This window comes from Hyphobacterium sp. (genome assembly GCF_965228115.1).
In the GTDB taxonomy this organism is placed as follows: domain Bacteria; phylum Pseudomonadota; class Alphaproteobacteria; order Caulobacterales; family Maricaulaceae; genus Hyphobacterium.
On record NZ_OZ245794.1, the window covers coordinates 1,524,767 to 1,541,329 of the forward strand.

Annotated in this window: 13 protein-coding genes; 9 read left to right on the plus strand and 4 right to left on the minus strand. The window is 57.5% G+C overall.

Annotated elements, in window-relative coordinates; all coding sequences use genetic code 11:
* The first annotated feature begins 4 nt into the window (after window positions 1–4).
* Entirely contained in the window at window positions 5–1,945 is a 1,941-nt protein-coding gene (locus tag ACO079_RS08065; protein ID WP_421789091.1) for a sodium:solute symporter family protein, read from the plus strand.
* A 5-nt stretch (window positions 1,946–1,950) separates the two neighbouring features.
* Here the strand turns inward: ACO079_RS08065 and ACO079_RS08070 are convergent, their stop codons facing one another.
* Window positions 1,951–2,544: a thymidine kinase gene (locus ACO079_RS08070; RefSeq protein WP_421789092.1), complete on the minus strand. Its 594-nt coding sequence runs from the start codon at window positions 2,542–2,544 to the stop codon at window positions 1,951–1,953.
* Between the two features lie 309 nt (window positions 2,545–2,853).
* On the opposite strand from ACO079_RS08070, the gene ACO079_RS08075 reads away from it, so the two are divergent.
* Complete coding sequence (locus ACO079_RS08075) at window positions 2,854–4,230, plus strand: MFS transporter (protein WP_421789094.1); 1,377 nt, start codon at window positions 2,854–2,856, stop codon at window positions 4,228–4,230.
* A 68-nt stretch (window positions 4,231–4,298) separates the two neighbouring features.
* On the plus strand, window positions 4,299–6,077 hold the full coding sequence (locus tag ACO079_RS08080) for a hybrid sensor histidine kinase/response regulator (protein ID WP_421789096.1): 1,779 nt from the start codon (window positions 4,299–4,301) through the stop codon (window positions 6,075–6,077).
* A gap of 6 nt (window positions 6,078–6,083) precedes the next feature.
* Here ACO079_RS08080 and ACO079_RS08085 read toward each other — a convergent pair whose 3' ends face one another.
* A complete protein-coding gene (locus ACO079_RS08085; RefSeq protein WP_421789098.1) occupies window positions 6,084–6,740 on the minus strand; it encodes a response regulator transcription factor in 657 nt (218 codons plus the stop codon).
* Between the two features lie 163 nt (window positions 6,741–6,903).
* Between ACO079_RS08085 and ACO079_RS08090 the strand changes: the two genes are divergently transcribed.
* Both ACO079_RS08090 and ACO079_RS08095 read left to right on the plus strand, forming a co-directional pair.
* Complete coding sequence (locus ACO079_RS08090) at window positions 6,904–7,695, plus strand: enoyl-CoA hydratase/isomerase family protein (protein ID WP_421789100.1); 792 nt, start codon at window positions 6,904–6,906, stop codon at window positions 7,693–7,695.
* A complete protein-coding gene (locus ACO079_RS08095; protein ID WP_421789102.1) occupies window positions 7,692–8,840 on the plus strand; it encodes a CaiB/BaiF CoA transferase family protein in 1,149 nt (382 codons plus the stop codon). Before ACO079_RS08090 ends, ACO079_RS08095 begins: the two co-directional genes overlap by 4 nt.
* A 462-nt stretch (window positions 8,841–9,302) precedes the next feature.
* Here ACO079_RS08095 and ACO079_RS08100 read toward each other — a convergent pair whose 3' ends face one another.
* Window positions 9,303–9,965: an alternative oxidase gene (locus ACO079_RS08100; protein ID WP_421789103.1), complete on the minus strand. Its 663-nt coding sequence runs from the start codon at window positions 9,963–9,965 to the stop codon at window positions 9,303–9,305.
* A gap of 230 nt (window positions 9,966–10,195) precedes the next feature.
* Here ACO079_RS08100 and ACO079_RS08105 point away from each other — a divergent pair, with 230 nt between their 5' ends.
* From ACO079_RS08105 to ACO079_RS08120, 4 genes are read left to right on the plus strand one after another with little or no spacing between them, the layout of a single operon-like run.
* Window positions 10,196–11,638, plus strand: coding sequence for a circularly permuted type 2 ATP-grasp protein (locus ACO079_RS08105; RefSeq protein WP_421789105.1), 1,443 nt, complete (start codon window positions 10,196–10,198; stop codon window positions 11,636–11,638).
* A gap of 4 nt (window positions 11,639–11,642) precedes the next feature.
* Window positions 11,643–12,584 (plus strand): alpha-E domain-containing protein, encoded by a 942-nt coding sequence (locus ACO079_RS08110; RefSeq protein WP_421789106.1) that lies wholly within the window; start codon window positions 11,643–11,645, stop codon window positions 12,582–12,584.
* Between the two features lie 2 nt (window positions 12,585–12,586).
* On the plus strand, window positions 12,587–13,378 hold the full coding sequence (locus ACO079_RS08115; protein ID WP_421789108.1) for a transglutaminase family protein: 792 nt from the start codon (window positions 12,587–12,589) through the stop codon (window positions 13,376–13,378).
* 39 nt (window positions 13,379–13,417) lie between these two features.
* A complete protein-coding gene (locus ACO079_RS08120; RefSeq protein WP_421789110.1) occupies window positions 13,418–14,164 on the plus strand; it encodes a peptidase in 747 nt (248 codons plus the stop codon).
* Window positions 14,165–14,170: 6 nt separating this feature from the next.
* Here ACO079_RS08120 and ACO079_RS08125 read toward each other — a convergent pair whose 3' ends face one another.
* The gene (locus ACO079_RS08125) at window positions 14,171–16,423 is read right to left on the minus strand and encodes a DVUA0089 family protein (RefSeq protein ID WP_421789112.1); all 2,253 of its coding nucleotides are present in this window, start codon (window positions 16,421–16,423) and stop codon (window positions 14,171–14,173) included.
* Window positions 16,424–16,563 lie beyond the last annotated feature (140 nt).

A 16,563-nucleotide genomic window follows, 5' to 3' on the forward strand; every position in this document is an offset into this window, starting at 1 on the left:
CATCATGGAAATCATGGGCTTATCGCCGACTTTGTTCTGGACGGCACTTTTCGTCATCTCCACATTCGGCCTCTATATCGGCATCGCGGTCTGGGCCCGCGCGAGCTCGACGGACGACTTCTATGTCGCCGGTCATGATGTGCATCCGGTCTTCAATGGCATGGCAACCGCGGCAGACTGGATGAGCGCGGCTTCCTTCTTGTCGATGGCCGGCATCATCGCTTTTTCCGGCTATGACGGCTCGGTTTATCTGATGGGCTGGACCGGCGGCTATGTGCTGTTGGCGCTCTTGCTGGCACCTTATCTGCGCAAGTTTGGAAAATTCACCGTCCCGGACTTCGTGGGAGATCGGTACTACTCACAGGCCGCCCGGATTGTCGCGGTGATCTGCGCGCTGTTCATCTCCTTTACCTATATCGCGGGGCAGATGCGCGGCGTCGGGATTGCTTTCTCGAACTTCCTGCATGTCCCGATCGAAGCCGGCGTCATCATTGGCGCGATCATCGTGCTCTTCTATGCCGTGCTCGGCGGGATGAAGGGGATCACCTACACCCAGGTCGCCCAGTATTGCGTGCTGATCTTCGCGTTCATGGTTCCTGCGATCTTCCTGTCACTACAGATCACGGGCACGCCGATTCCGCAGCTTGGCTTCATCGGTAACGCGCAGGACGGAACACCCCTTCTTCAATCGTTGGATACAACGCTGACCGATCTGGGCTTCAGAGCCTACACGGACGGATCGAAACAGATGATCGATGTGTTTGCGATTGCGCTGGCCTTAATGGTGGGCACCGCAGGTTTGCCGCACGTCATCATCCGCTTCTTTACCGTGCCCAAAGCGTCTGATGCTCGCAAATCAGCGGGTTGGGCACTGGTTTTTATCGCCATCCTGTACACAACCGCCCCGGCCGTGGCTGTTTTTGCCCGCACCAACTTCATCGACACCGTCAATGAGAGCGCCTGGTCAGCAGAGGCTGCAGTAGATTCATCAGCCCGCGCCGCGCTCGGAGATGGCGACACACCAGCCTGGTTCTATAACTGGCGGGATACCGGATTGCTGGATGCAGAAGACCGCAATGGCGATGGCTTGATCCAGTACCGCGCAGATCCTGAAACCAATGAGGTGACACAACTCGACCGTGATATCTTCGTGCTGGCCAATCCGGAGATCGGAGGATTGCCTGCCTGGGTGATCGGACTGGTCGTGGCGGGCGGACTCGCTGCTGCGCTCTCGACCGCAGCCGGTCTCCTTATGGTGATCTCGTCAGCCGTTTCACACGATCTTTGCCGCAAGGTTCTTTTTAAAGGAATGAGCGATACGCAGGAATTGCTGACCGCACGGATAGCAGCCATCGCCGCCGTTCTTGTGGCGATTTATGCGGGGATCAATCCACCCGGATTTGTTGCCGCCGTGGTGGCGTTTGCGTTCGGACTGGCCGCGGCCAGCTTCTTCCCGGCGATCTTCCTGGGCATCTTCTGGAAGCGTATGAACAAGGAAGGCGCAATTGCAGGCATGGCAACCGGTCTTTCGATCACCGCCGCTTATATCGTTCACTTCAAAATCGGCTTCTCGTCTATAGTGCTAGGGGTTTGTGGTCTGTTGATTGCGATTGCGGCCACCATCCTGTTTTTCGGCACAAGGGGCGAAGGCGGCAAGAACGGAAGCAACACTATGGCGGTGGCAGCGGGCCTGTTCGCCCTTACCGGACTGGCCGGGCTGTTCGGCTTCCTGCCGGACTTTGCGTTGGGAACCGAAGCGCAATGGTTCCTGGGTGTGTCGCCTGAAGGCTTTGGCGCCATCGGAATGGTGCTGGCCTTTGCGGTCTCAATCGGGGTGGCCCTGATGACGCCCGCGCCTTCAAAAGAAGTGCAGGAGATGGTCGAAGAAATCCGGATCCCGTCAGCGAAAGCTCATGTGGGACACAACCCGGCGTCAGCCGAATGACCGGCTCAAGTAACGTCGGCTCGCATGCTTTCCAGCCAGTGCTTACGGCAAAGCGAAACATAGGCTGACTTTTCCACACCGACCTGGGTGCCCTCGGTGATAGCCACGCCGGAGGCATCCCGGCGGAGATTCATGGTAGCCTTGCGTCCGCAATGGCAAATGGTTCGCGCTTCCCGCAAATCATCGGCAATGGCAAGAAGCTCGGCAGATCCGTCGAACAGCTTTCCCTGAAAATCGGTCCGCAGACCGTAACACAAAACCGGCAAACCCAGCTCATCGCCAACGCGGGCCAGTTGCCAGACTTGATCGCGGCTGAGGAACTGGGCCTCGTCCAGAAACACGGCATCGATAGGGTCGGAAGTTTTTCGTGCCGCAATTGCCGCAAACAAATCCATGCCGTCGCGATAGATATGAGCCGGAGCCTTCAGACCGATACGGGATTCAATCTCTCCCATCTCGGCTTCTGGATTGCTGGCATGATGGCTTGACGTCCACAGCATCACAGCCATGCCCCGCTCACCATAATTATGCGCAGCTTGCAGCAGGATCGCTGACTTGCCGGCATTCATGGCACTGTAAGTGAAGTAGAGTTTGCCCATCGGCATCGGCTAGCGCGATTCCCAGGCACGGTCTTGCCCTATAGCCGGTCACATGCAGCCGGATGCGCCCGTGTTTTCAGTGCTTGATTTGGCTGGGCCAGTCGCGCGGCACCAAAGATCAACATCTTGGGTTCGATCTCGGCACCGCGCACTAGGCAACCCCCGGTCCCATGAACAGCAACCCCCGCTGTTCCTCAACTTCGGGTGACCGGATATGGACATGAATGCCCTGCTGCGCGCAATCACCCAAAAGGGTGACTGTTCGTTGTAGGCTAGCAAGAGACGTCAACTGAATCCGTTTGCGAAATCATGTCAGAGTTTCCGGCACGTCCAACCTTCAGCGCCCGCCTGGGATATGGCATGGGTGACTTTGGCTTCTTGCTCTTATGGCATGGCAGTTCGCTTTTCCTGCTCTACGTTTATACGGACGTGCTGGGGATAAATCCTGCAGTGGCTGGCGCAATTTACCTTGCCGCGATGATCTGGGACGCCGTCTCGGATCCGCTGGTGGCGAGCTGGTCCGAACGGCAGGCGATGCGGACCGGCCGGTATTCACCGATTATTGCCAAGGCAGCATTACCGCTCGGCTTGGCTTATGCGCTGATCTACTTCGCACCCCCCCTTTCGGGTTGGAGCCTGGCAGCCTGGGTGTTGATCACGCATCTGGCTTTCCGGACGGCCTATACCATCGCCAGCATGCCCTATAATACCTTGCCCATTCGTCTTGCGAGAAGCGGCCGGGATCGAAGTGCGCTTTCCGGTGCACGTGTCGCCGGTGCGGCGCTGGGCGCGCTAACAACCGCTATCATCACACCTGTGCTTGTCCAGAGCCTTCAAGCCCAGGGACAGAGCGAACAGATGGGATATCAAATCGCCGCCCTGATTATCGGCGGACTGGCCGCGTTATTCCTCCTTGCGTGCACTCGCCTGGTCCGGGAAGGAAAAACCGGCGAACCGATGCCTCCGTCAGCTAGCTACAGCGAGTCGATCCGTGCCATGTTCCTGGCAGCCGCCGGTAACGGCCCGTTGATCCGGCTCTTGCTGATCATGATCGGCGCGACTCTGGCACAGGGTTTTTTCCTTCAGAACGTGCTGTATTACCTCACACATGTGCTCAACCGTGCGGACATGATTACGCCGGTTCTCGCGGTTTCGGCCTTTTCCGTGATTCTGGGCGCACCGGTCTGGGTGTGGGTTGCAACCAGAACCTCCAAGAAATCCAGCCTTGTTTACGGCATGTTCCTCGCCAGCGCTGGATACCTGTTGATGGCGCTCGCGCCGATGGCCGGCAATTTTATTCCGCTGGTTTCGGCGAGTATTGCGAGCATTGGCGGAGCGGCGATCCCCGTCATGCTGTGGTCCATGATGCCGGATGCAATTGAGCACGGTGAAGTCGAAACCGGCGTCCGTATCGAGGCGCGAACCTTTGGCCTGGCAGCTTTCTGTCAGAAAACCACTGTTGGATTGGGTGCGGTCATCATCGGCGGCGTCTTGAGCCTCAGCGGATATGATCCCGAATCTACTCTGCCGCCTTCCGCTGTGACGGCCCTCACGCTTATGATCGCCTGGCTTCCGGCACTCATCATGTCGGGTCTGACGTTCATCATCCGCACTTACCCGATTGATGAAGCCCGGCACTGTGAAATCCTGGCTGTGCTCGACGAACGCAAAAAGCGAGGCGTCTGATCACCCCCCTTTCGGGTGATTGATTCCACGAAGAGACTGCCAGACAATTGCGCCGGAGGGGGAAACGATTGACGGCAACCGGACGAAACTCAGGCGATCAATCAGCCGACCTTTTACGCCGCGACCTTGAAGCCGTCCGCCTTGATCAGGCACGCCTGCTGCTTAAAAGAACACCAACATCCTGCCTGATCGTTCTGGCCGTAATCCTCTATTTTATGGTTCTTATTCTGGTCGCTGGCGAATTCCGGTTTGCCGCCATCTGGCTGGGATTGACCAGCGCCATGGTTGGTGTGGTCTTCCTCTACCCAAAATTCGCGGCGCCCCGCGGCATCACACGCGCAAATTTGCATAGCTATCTGCGCGGGCACATCATCATTTCCGGCCTCACTGGCTTGATCTGGTCGGGCCTGGCGATCGCATTTGTTGATGCCTCATCGACGCTGCACCTGTTTGTATCGATCAATATCGTCGCTTCGATCGCGCTGGGGGGCATGATGCCTAGCGCCGAGTACCGACCCAGCTTTATCAGCCTGTCCACAGCAATTTTTTTGCCGTTTACAACCTTCTGGCTGGTGACGATGGATGGGCCGATCCGGTTGATCGGGATTGGCTTGGCCATTCTCTATGGGTTTGGTCTGCTCGTTAGCGCCCGTTCGGAATTGCAGACCCGCGAAACGCTGGCCGCAAAACGGCATCGTGAGCTCTCGGAAAAACTGCAGGAGCAATACCGCGCGACCGAAAGAGCCAGTGCCGAGAAATCCAGATTTCTTGCTACGACCAGCCACGACATGTCGCAGCCCTTGCAGGCCCAGGGATTCTTCATCCGCGCCCTTCGCCCGCTGTTGAACACGCCGGATCAAAATAACCTTTTGGATAAGGTTGAAACTGCTTGGCATAGCCAGCAAAGTCTGCTCCGGGCTCTGGTTGAGACCGCCCGGCTTGAAAGCGGTGCCATCATTCCCAAGATCACCACTTTCGATCTCGATGCGGTGCTGGAAAGTCTGAGGTCGGAATTCGAAGACACAGCGAGGGCGAAATCGATTTCCTTGCAGATAATGACCGGTGCCGCGCCGGTTCGAAGCGACCCGCTTTTGGTGACACGAATCTTGCGGAATCTGCTGTCCAACGCGATCAGATTTACACCCGTAGGCGGGTCTGTTTCTCTCGTCTGGCATGACGAAATCGACTGTGTTCTGGTGTCTGTAACTGACAACGGACCCGGCGTAACAGACGAAGAGAAAGGGCGGATTTTTGAAGAGTATGTCCAGTTGGAAAACGGCGATACCGGAAGCGAGTCGGGACTTGGCCTCGGTTTGACGATTGTCCGCCAGCTGGCCGCGAAGCTGGAAATAGATTTGCATTTTGACAGCACCGCGGGAAAGGGCACGACAGCATCTATTCAGCTCCCGAAATCCGCTGCTGGACCGTCGCAACCTGGTCTGCCGACCCGCATGAGCCAGATTGAGAATACGCCGCTCGTGGTTCTGATCGAGGACGAACCCGGTATTCGCGAAAGTCTGTCAATCTTGCTGACAAGTTGGGGGTGCCGTGTCATCGCGGCGGACACCGGAAAAGGCGCACGTGAGCTTTTATCCTGGTCGGGCGATCTGCCGGCAGCGATCATCGCTGACAAACGCCTGAAAGACGGTGAAGATGGCCTCAACGCGGCACTTGCGCTGCGCGAGGAAACGCTTGAAGACATCCCGGTGATCCTGCTGACCGGGGACATTCGGCAGTTCGGAAACCTCTCGGAAATTCCGAAGTTGTCCCTTGTACCCAAACCGGCGGACGCGGAAGAATTGTATCAGGTTCTGGTGCAGTCACTTGACCAGGCCTCAAGCCCGTAACTGGCTTTATACGATGCCAAGACTTTGCGCTTTCCGGACGCAGGCGGTCCGGGTCTTAACTCCGAGGCTATCAAAAATGGCGCGGGTATGAGACTTCACGGTGTTTTCGCTGATCGAGAGTTGATCAGCTATTTCCCGATTTGTTTTCCCCTGCGCAATCAAACCAATAACTTCCACCTGACGGGGGCCAAGGCGTGGAATTTCCGCATTGTGGCTGAACTCCCCTGTATCCTTCTCAAGGGCAGTCATTGCTGCCTCATCGATATCCCATTCCAGGTCCTGCCCACCAAGCAATTGGCCGACCGCGGCCAGCAATGCGTCCATGTCTGTTGACTTGTGAATAAATCCATTCGCGCCCAGCCGCTTCATTTCAACGAGCGGCGGGTCACCGGCAATCCCTGACAGCATCAGAATTCGAGCCTTGCTATGAAGATTTCGGATCGCAACCAGCAAGGCGAGACCATTCATATCTTTCATGATCAGATCGAGAATGATCAGATCATAGGAATTTCCAGCCGCAATTGAGGCCAATAGGGCATCAGCGCGCTCGAAGGTCGACACCGCGTAGCCATCATTTCCCTGGGCCAGCAGCGCCTTGAACCCATCGGCGAACAAGGTGTGATCATCCACCAGCGCGATATTGAATGTCGCAGTCGAGGTCATGCTCGGGATATGACACGCTTATCTAGAATAGCAAGGCTCCGCCGGGTTCAGATGGATCGGAGGCGGATATCCGTCCTTCCTGCCACCATTTGAGAACAACTAACGGATGACATTCACGCCAGAATCCGCAATGAAATTGTTGGGGCAAGAGCACACCGGTTCAATGGCAACACCTTTTCTTTCTCTGGAACAAGACGGGCCGGTTGCCACTCTGGTAATTGACCGTCCAAGTCACAAGAATGCTTTGAACGAAGCGATGTGGGCCGCACTGCCAGAACTCGCAGAGTCTGCCGCGACTAATGCAGCGACGCGGTTGCTGGTTGTTCGGGGGTTTGGCGGTGCGTTTTCGGCCGGCGCGGATATCAGTGAATTCCAGGACGTTTATGGCACGCCCGATCGGGCTGCAGCCTATAGTGCCAAGATAGCCTCGGCGCTTGACGCATTGGCCAAATTTCCTTTGCCGTCGCTGGCGGCGATCGATGGCGCGTGCATTGGTGGCGGATGCGGCCTGGCGATCGCCTGCGATTTCCGGATCGCGACGAGCCGCTCGGTCTTTGGGATCACGCCGGCGAAACTGGGGCTTGCCTATCCGCTGAATGATATGCGCCGGCTGATCTCGACGATCGGACGGTCGGCAGCAAAAGATCTGTTGTTCACTGGCCGTTTGGTCGATGCAAGCGAAGCGCATGAACTGGGTCTTGCAAACAGGATCGTCGCCGATCATGAGCTGCCGTCATCGGTTCGCGAATGGACCGGGCAATTGCTGAAGGCGTCCTCCAACACGGCACGGATTACAAAACAAATGATACGTCTGATCGATTCAGGTCTTGTCGATGAAATCCCGGAAAGTCGGCAATTATTTCTCGAAGCCTTCCAGAGCGCGGACTTCGCCAGAGGTTATAGGGCCTTTTTGCAGAAACAGAGTTTTGATTTTTCCGACGAAGGAAGCCGATGAACGTCGAAGCGCCTCTCGAGGGCTTGAAAGTGCTGGAACTCGCGCGCGTTCTAGCCGGGCCCTGGGCGGGCCAGACACTGGCAGACCTGGGTGCCGATGTTATCAAGATCGAAGCGCCGCAAGGCGATGATACCCGCCGGTGGGGACCCCCATGGATTGATCACAAGGGCGAGCGCGCGGCCGCTTACTATCATGCCTGCAATCGCGGAAAACGGTCAGTCATTGCGGACTTCCGCACACAGGAGGGCAAGGAAATTGTCCATCGATTGGCCGCGCAGTCCGATGTCGTGATCGAGAATTTTAAACATGGCGGCCTTGCGAAATACGGGCTCGACTACGCCGGTCTATCGCGGATCAATCCGCAGCTGGTCTATTGCTCCATTACCGGATTTGGTCACACCGGGCCTTATGCCGACCGTGCGGGATATGATTTCATCATTCAGGGCATGGCCGGGCTGATGGATCTAACGGGTGAAGCCGGCGGCGCACCCCAGAAGGTCGGGATCGCCATCGCAGACCTGCTGACGGGTCTTTACGGCGTGATTGGTATCCAGGCGGCGCTGGCCCAGCGCCAGCGGACCGGCAAAGGCCAGCATATCGACATGGCCCTGATGGATTGCATGACGGGCGTATTGTCCAATCAAGCCATGAATTATCTGGTCTCCGGCACTTCTCCTCACCGCATCGGGTCCGCGCATCCCAATATTGTCCCCTATCAGGCATTCCCGGTAAAAGACGGCTATCTGATCATCGCAGTTGGCAATGACCGGCAATACCAACGATTGCTGGATGTTCTGGACCTTGACGCCGGACGAAACGAGAAATTCACTACGAATGCCGGCCGGGTAGAGCACCGCGGAGAGCTTGTTCCAAAAATTGCGGAAGCAACGCGGGCCTGGCAGCAGAAAGATCTTCTAAAGGCATGCGAGGACAACACCATTCCCGCCGGGCCGATCCAGACCCTCGCAGACGTTTTTGCAGACCCTCAAACGATTGCCCGTGAAATGGCCATTCTCGCCGATGGAATTCCAGGTGTCCGCACGCCAATAACATTCACGAACGGCCGGCTAACGCTCGACAGACCGGCGCCGGCGCTTGGCGAGCACCAGGATGATGTGTTGCGCGAGATCAGCCTGTCGGGCTGATCTTGAGCTTCTTCTGCAAAAAGTGGGAAGCAAATTTGCGCCGAAAACTTGCCGTCGGCGATTCCAATGCTGTTTTGCGTGCAATTCCAGAACTCAAGAGGAGTGGGGATATATGGATTACAAGAACGCGTTGATCGTGTTTGCCGCATTTATGGATAATGCAGGCGATGCTGGTGGTATGGAAGCTGAAGCACCGGCGCCAGAACCGGCAGCCGAGCCGTAGCCGGAACCTGCTCCGGAGCCTGAGGATTCAGGCGGGAAGCCGCAGCTTTTGCTTCCAGTTCCGTCAAAAGCGGCTGCAAGCTCCTGAAGCACGGGCCTATCCCGTTGCGAAACCGCGAAATCGGGGCACAGCACAGCACTGGCCAATCGACAGCGGGCAGCCAGAAACTAGTCTGATTGGTATAGGCTTTCCATGCCTGCAGGAAACAGGCCTGAGCGGCACCGCATTGACCTGCGGATTTAGCCGCGGTCAGGCTGACCTTCAGCACGTGCCTCGGCGCGGCGGCCCAACCGGTCGGCGAAGTCATGATTGACGTCGCGGTGCCCGGCCTCGTCCTCTCGCACCTGGATCACGACATCCCTCAATCGGGCGGTCGCTGGCAGGTTCCAATAATCACGGGCGATTTGCGGCGCCGGCACATTTTCGAGCTCACCAGCATCTATGGCCGCAAGATAGTGCGTGTAGCTGATCACAGCTTCTTCTTCGAGATAGGCCACAAAGCGATGCGCGGTCCGCGGCGCGAACAGGTACATGAAGAAGTAGAAATTATAGAACAAAGCCTGCGCAATCATGATCAGGCCGCGCTCAAACAGGCTGGGCTGGGCGATCTGGATAAAGGTCATCAGATGCATCCGCTCATTCTCGGCTTCATCCAGCAGTTCGCGGATCCAACCTTCATCATCGCGGATATGCCGCAGGCTTTTCAGATGCTGCAGAAGCCCCCCGACCATACCCGGTACTGCTGCCACCGTTTCGAGCACGACAGCCCGGTGACCATAGCGCTTGCGGAAAAACAGATCGGTGAAAAGGCGCATGAATTTCACAAGCCCCAGCGCGAGATGATCGCGAAAACCTTCCGGTTCACGGCGGGCCTTGAGGGATTCTTCCGTGTAGCGGGCCATAAGTCTCTCACCTCTGCACTCAACTATTACAGATATGGGTGGCGACGTTCGGCACGCAACACCGGGTTCTAAAATGCCGCAGGCTGTTCGCGGCGGCAGCGCCGCTTGGTTCGGACAACCCAGCCGCGTTTGCGGTTAGTTGCCAGCCCTAGCCAGACAGGCTTTATCCCTGTTAGGCTTTATTTTTCGCAGACATGCAGCCTGCGCCTTGCAGGCACAAGGAATTCAAAATGCCAGGTGCGGCGTTTGAAGGAGGGGTTTTGTTTTTTGACGAGATGCTCGGCAATGACAACCAGGTACGGGAACCTTACGGCCCCTATTGCGCCTGGTTTGACGATAAGGATCCCGCCAGACTGCAAGCCCGCGCCCGGCAGGCAGAAGCCTTCTTCCGCCGCACAGGGATTACCTTCAATGTCTATGGTGAAACAGAGGGCGAAGAACGCCTGATCCCGTTTGATCAGGTGCCGCGGATTATCGCCGCTCGCGAGTGGGCGCGCCTGACCAAGGGCATCGAACAGCGGGTCAAAGCGATCAACGCCTTCCTGCACGATATTTACCACGATCAGGAAATCATCCGGGCTGGCCGGGTTCCAAAACACCTGATTGATGGCAATGAGGCCTTCCTGCCGGAAATGCTGGGCGTCAATCCGCCCGGCGGCGTCTACACCCATATTGTCGGTATCGATATCGTCCGGACCGGGCCGGACGAGTTTTACGTCCTGGAGGACAATGCGCGAACGCCATCGGGCGTCTCCTACATGCTCGAGAACCGGGAAACCATGTTACAGCTCTATCCCGAGCTGTTTTCTCAAAACCGGATCGAACCGGTTAGTGATTATCCGCTGAACCTGCGGCGGTCTCTGGCCCGGACCGCGCCCGAGGCCTGCACCGACCGGCCGGTTATCGCGGTCCTGACGCCGGGCCTTCACAACTCGGCTTATTACGAACACGCCTTCCTGGCAGAACAGATGGGCGCGGAGTTGGTCGAAGGGCATGATTTGCGCATCGTCGATGGCCGGGTCGCCATGCGGACCACGCGCGGCTATCAACCCGTCGATGTCATCTACCGCCGGATTGATGATGAATATCTCGATCCGCTGAATTTCAATCCCGAATCGATGCTGGGCGTGCCCGGTATTTTTGATGTTTACCGCGCCGGCGGCATTACGCTGGCAAATGCGCCCGGCACGGGCATTGCCGATGACAAGGCGATCTATTCCTACATGCCGGATATTGTCGAATTTTATACCGGCAAAAGCGCCATCCTGGAAAACGTCCCGACCTGGCGCTGCGGCGAACCGGATGCGCTCGCCCATGTACTCGACAATCTCGCCGAGCTGGTGGTCAAGGAAGTTCACGGCTCGGGCGGCTATGGCATGCTCGTCGGGCCTGCGGCCAGCAAAAAAGAGATCGAAGCGTTCCGCAAAAAGCTGGAAGCAAAGCCGGGCAATTATATCGCCCAGCCCACGCTTGCCCTCTCGACGGTGCCCATCTTGACGCAGGGTGGGCTGGCCCCTCGTCATGTCGATTTGCGGCCCTTCGTGCTGGTGTCCCCCGATGAGATCAAAATCACACCCGGTGGCCTCACCCGCGTGGCCATGAAGGAAGGCAGCCTGGTCGTAAATTCCAGCCAGGGCGGCGGAACCAAAGATACCTGGGTGCTGGAGGACTGACGCCATGCTAGGGAAAACAGCCAGCGGGCTCTACTGGATGTTCCGGCAGCTCGAGCGCAGCGAGAACACGGCACGCATGATCGAGGCCGGCTTCCGCATGGCGCTCACACGCGGCGCCCGCAGCGAAAATGAATGGGCGTCCATTGTCCTGACAGCCGGATGCGAGACCGATTACCAGCAGAAACATGACAGCTATACGGGCAGTCAGGTGATCGAATTTTTGCTTCAGGACAAGGATAACCCGTCCAGCGTTTTGCGGGTGTTTGAAGCGGCCCGGAACAATGCGCGCATGGTCCGCACCGCCTTGACCCGCGAGGTCTGGGAGACGGTGAATGAAGGCTGGCTCGGCCTGAAAGAACGATTGGCCGAACCGGTCAATCTGGACGATTTGCCGGATGTGCTGGCCTATATCCGTCAGCGCAGCGCTCTGGTCCGCGGCGCCTGGCATGGCACGGCTCTGCGCAATGATATCTATAATTTCGCCCGGCTTGGAACCCGGATTGAACGGGCAGATAACACGGCGCGGATTCTTGATGTGAAATATTATGTCCTGCTTCCGAATGTGGCGGCTGTCGGGTCCTCGCTCGACAATGTGCAGTGGGAATCCATTCTGCGATCTGCGTCTGCCGCGCAAGCCTTCAACTGGCTTTATGGCGGTGAAACGACGCCTCTGAAAATCGCGGATTTCCTGATTTTCAACGCACAGATGCCCCGCTCGCTCTATTATTGCGCCACCGATATGGTCGGCGCCCTTAACCGGCTTGCCGACGAATATGGTGACCGGCCTGTCTCCGCCGCCATGGCCGGCAAGATCCTGTCTGGATTAACCGACCAGACCGCCGAAGGGGTCTACAAGATCGGTCTGCATGAGTTTCTGAGCGATTTTCTGGCGCGAAACAATGCGTTGGGAACGCAGATCGAGACCGATTACAGGTTCAACGAATAGCCATGAAGCTGAACATCACCCACGCGACCCGCTACGCCTACAAGCAGCCTGTATCCTACGGGCTGCAACAGGTCCGGCTCACGCCAACCGGTTCAGCAGCCCAGAACATTCTTTCTTGGTCTCTGGACATTGAGGGTGGCCGCAAAGAGACCCGTTTCACCGATCAGCACGATAATCAGGTGGACTTGATCAGCCTGGAGTCGGACGAAATTGTGCTGACCGTGACGGGAGAAGTCGAAACGGCACAAACCGCTGGCGTTTACGGTCCGCATTCAGGGGCGACACCGCTCTGGTATTTTCTCTGGCAGACCGAGCTCACAAAGCCCGGCAATCAGATCGAGACGCTGCTCGGCGGTCTTGAGGATGCCGGTGATGATGTCGCGCGCCTGCATGCCTTATCGCAGCGCATCTGCGAAGTTGTGAAATATGATGTCGGCGCCGGCGATGTCTCGGCAACCGCCGAGGATGTGCTAGCGGCCGGACATGGTGTCTGCCAGGATCACGCCCATGTTTTTCTGGCGGCTGCCCGGAAGCTGGGTTTTCCGTCGCGATATGTGAGCGGCTATCTGATGATGAATGACCGCATCGACCAGGATGCCAGCCATGCCTGGGTCGAATCCCATGTGGACGGGCTGGGTTGGGTCGGTCTGGATATATCAAATGGTATCTCTCCGGACGAACGCTATGTCAGGCTCGCAACCGGTCTTGATTATCGCCAGGCTGCTCCCATTTCCGGGCTGGTGTACGGCGGTGGACGGGAATCGATGATTGTCTCGATCCAGGTTCAACAGTAACGCTGCCCGTAATTCTTTGATCCGGTGAGTCGTTTCCAGATGACCTATTGCGTTGGCGTGTGCCTCGAAAAAGGCCTCGTCTTCATGTCAGATACGCGCACGAATGCGGGTGTCGACAATGTTTTTACCTTCCGCAAGATGTTCACCTGGGAAGTCCCCGGCGAACGCGTGATCACGCTAATGACCGCCGGCAATCTGGCCACAACGCAGGCCGTCGTCAGCCTGTTGAACGAGCGGATGAAAGCTCCGGAGGATCGCCAACCCGGAATTCTGCAGGCCGAAACCATGTTCCAGGTCGCCAAAATGGTGGGCGGGCTGTTGCGCGATACCGTCCAGACTCAATCCGAGAAGGGGCCGGAAAGCGAGGCGACCTTCAGCGCGACAATTATCGTCGGCGGGCAGATCGCCGGGGCAGAGCCGAGGCTGTTCCTCATCTATCCGGAGGGGAATTTCATCGAAGCCTCGGATGAAAATCCCTTCTTCCAGATCGGCGAGGCCAAATACGGCCGGCCGGTTTTGCTGCGCGGCTATGACCCGTCTATCTCTTTCGAGGACGCGGTGAAGCTCCTGCTCCTGTCCTTTGACTCCACGCTCAAGGCCAACTTGTCCGTCGGCATGCCGCTGGATCTACTGGCCTATGAAACCGACAGCCTGAACATCACCGGCCAACAGCGCATAGAAGAAGACGATCCCTATTTCACCGGTCTGTCGAAAAGCTGGGGAGAAGTGCTGAATGCCGCCATCCGGCAACTTCCACCCTTCAGCTTTGCAAGCAAGGACAGCTAGGCCGGCCTAGTCGTCTTCGTCTTCGGATTCGACCGGCGGCTCGAAATGACGCGCGCTGAACCGGTAGGCGGTTTCCGCGGTCGCCATTTGAGTCGGCGTTATCGACAAGCCATAGCCGACACCACGGCATTCGCCCGGCTCGGCAGGCATGGCGCGATTGAACACCATCAGCCAAAGCGTTTCGAACTCCATCGGATCAACACTGCCGGACTGGCCCAGCGGCATAGCATGCACCTCGCCGGAACGTACGCCCAGCGCCACCACATCAAGCGCGGCATCGCCTTCCAGTTCGACATTCACCGGTTCACGGACATCCAGCTCGATATAATCCACGCCCAGCTGTTCCAGCCCGCCCTTGGTCTGCCATGCGCCTGTCTCGTAAATGCGATCGCGCGGTTCAACCGTGGCATCGAATAACGGCGCCAGGTCATAATCCAGGGAGAAGTTCTGGACCCGCCAGCGCTCGATGACGTCGGGAATAGTCGTCCCGCCCTCGCGCAAAGCCGCCGCCATGGTCTCGAACCCGTCCATGTCCACGGCGTTTTCCCAGAAGCGGACGATCATGCTGTCTCCATGAACATCGGCGATCGACTGATGCAAAGTCCATTGCGAATAGGTGTGACCACTTTCGTCCGTCGTCCAGCAGCGGTTGGGCGCCGCAAAATCGGAACTCACATAATCGGTTGCGTCCTGATCACTGCCGACGGTTGCAACTTCAATCCATGTTGCCGTGGATTCGTAGAGCCAGTTCAGGGCTTCCTCGGAATCATAGCCATACTGGATAACGTGGTTGAATTCGTGCGTGGCCGTAGCCCGCATCAGGCTGTGCGCTGAGGCCTCCTTACCCAGCCCGACGAAATCATTTTCGATCAGAAAAATTGCCCGCGCAGCGTTCGTTTCCGTGATGTCAGCGGTGTTTGGATTGTCGAACACGACATCAACCGGATAGGCCACACCCAGCGAGCCGCCCGCATCGGCGATAAAAGCGCGGTACATGCCCTGTGAATCGCGGATCGGTTCCACCCAGCCCATCTGGTTGACCTGGGTGTCATAGATTTCCTGCAACGCCACACCGACGGACTCTGCATATTCGCGGGACGATTCATCCTCGCCTTCCAGCGTGTAGTGCACGACAAAGTCTTCCGTTTCGATCGTCAGGACCTCGCCGCTGAGCGTAATGACACGCTCGCGCAATTCCTGAAGCAACAGAACGGTATCCCTGTCCACAAGCGACAGGTTCAACTCGAATTCACCACCGGAATTGGTGCCGTCATATCGGGTCATTTCCAGCGTGTAGCTTCCGGTGACCTCCGCCGTGTGAGCGATCGCGGAATTCAGTGATCCATCGCCGCGGTCGTCATTGACGGCAAGCGGTGATCCATCGGGAGCGCGCAGCCGCAACAGCGTATCAAGATCGCCAGACAGCGCATCGGCATAGGCATAGAGAGTTTGTCCAGCATCAAGTTCGATCGGATAGTCGATTGACGGCTGATTATCATCAATCGAACCGGTGAATTCTGCGATCCGCTCTCCCGCGATCGAGGTAAAATCAAATGGAAGCTCTGCGTCCGGGTCGACCGCCAGCGAAAGGACCAGATCACCCTGGCCATCGCCAGAAAAAGTTCCGATCTCGATCGTGTAGGTGCCGGCAGCAGCGGCCTGATAGACGATCTGCGAATTAAGGGACCCATCCCCGCGGTCGTCATTCTGGCTCACGACCATTCCGTTCGGAGCCGACAAAGCCAGTGTCGTATCCAGCCCGCTGGTCAGTGCAAACGTCGTCGCAACGAAGATGTCTTCGGCTTCCAGGTCAATATCATAGGCCAGAACAGGATCGCGTCCGCCAATGGTGACGATCTCTTCACTGATCAGTTCAGCGGAGTCGCTGAGGCCGAAATCAACCCCGGATTCAACATGCAGGTTAAAGCTGCCAGTCGAGCCGCCATATCCGGTAATCTCGGCCTGATAGACGCCTGCAGTTTCGGTCTGGATAATCACCTGCGACTGCAGTGTCGCCGGTGAGGCATCGTCATTCTGTGCGATCTCGCGGCCGCCCGGGTCTCTCACCGCCAGCATCGTGTCGAAATTTTCGTCTGACGACGTCCGTATCGTGACGATCTCACCGGCTTCCAGAGTGATCGGAAACACGACGCGTGATTGGTCGCTTGTCACTTCACCGCTCAGGGCGTCACCCTCCTCCTGAGCAACCGCACAGGCCGAGGCGAAGGCAAACGCCGTGAGGCAAATCATAAAACGCATTACTATCCCCTTGTCTGCCGCAGGACATAATACCCGCAGCCCCGCAAGGGCTTTAGCCACTCCAATTGGCGTCGGCAATGGCCGCCGCTGTCAAATGCGGGCCGGGTCTGACGTCGCGCTTGAACCGGCCTCATCGGTGC

Excerpts from the sequence above, each read along its gene's own strand:
- ACO079_RS08065 (WP_421789091.1), top strand. The coding sequence starts at position 5 with ATGGAAATCATGGGCTTATCGCCGACTTTGTTCTGGACGGCACTTTTC.
- ACO079_RS08070 (WP_421789092.1), bottom strand. The coding sequence starts at position 2,544 with ATGGGCAAACTCTACTTCACTTACAGTGCCATGAATGCCGGCAAGTCA.
- ACO079_RS08075 (WP_421789094.1), top strand. The coding sequence starts at position 2,854 with ATGTCAGAGTTTCCGGCACGTCCAACCTTCAGCGCCCGCCTGGGATAT.
- ACO079_RS08085 (WP_421789098.1), bottom strand. The coding sequence starts at position 6,740 with ATGACCTCGACTGCGACATTCAATATCGCGCTGGTGGATGATCACACC.
- ACO079_RS08090 (WP_421789100.1), top strand. The coding sequence starts at position 6,904 with ATGGCAACACCTTTTCTTTCTCTGGAACAAGACGGGCCGGTTGCCACT.
- ACO079_RS08095 (WP_421789102.1), top strand. The coding sequence starts at position 7,692 with ATGAACGTCGAAGCGCCTCTCGAGGGCTTGAAAGTGCTGGAACTCGCG.
- ACO079_RS08100 (WP_421789103.1), bottom strand. The coding sequence starts at position 9,965 with ATGGCCCGCTACACGGAAGAATCCCTCAAGGCCCGCCGTGAACCGGAA.
- ACO079_RS08105 (WP_421789105.1), top strand. The coding sequence starts at position 10,196 with ATGCCAGGTGCGGCGTTTGAAGGAGGGGTTTTGTTTTTTGACGAGATG.
- ACO079_RS08110 (WP_421789106.1), top strand. The coding sequence starts at position 11,643 with ATGCTAGGGAAAACAGCCAGCGGGCTCTACTGGATGTTCCGGCAGCTC.
- ACO079_RS08115 (WP_421789108.1), top strand. The coding sequence starts at position 12,587 with ATGAAGCTGAACATCACCCACGCGACCCGCTACGCCTACAAGCAGCCT.
- ACO079_RS08120 (WP_421789110.1), top strand. The coding sequence starts at position 13,418 with ATGACCTATTGCGTTGGCGTGTGCCTCGAAAAAGGCCTCGTCTTCATG.
- ACO079_RS08125 (WP_421789112.1), bottom strand. The coding sequence starts at position 16,423 with ATGCGTTTTATGATTTGCCTCACGGCGTTTGCCTTCGCCTCGGCCTGT.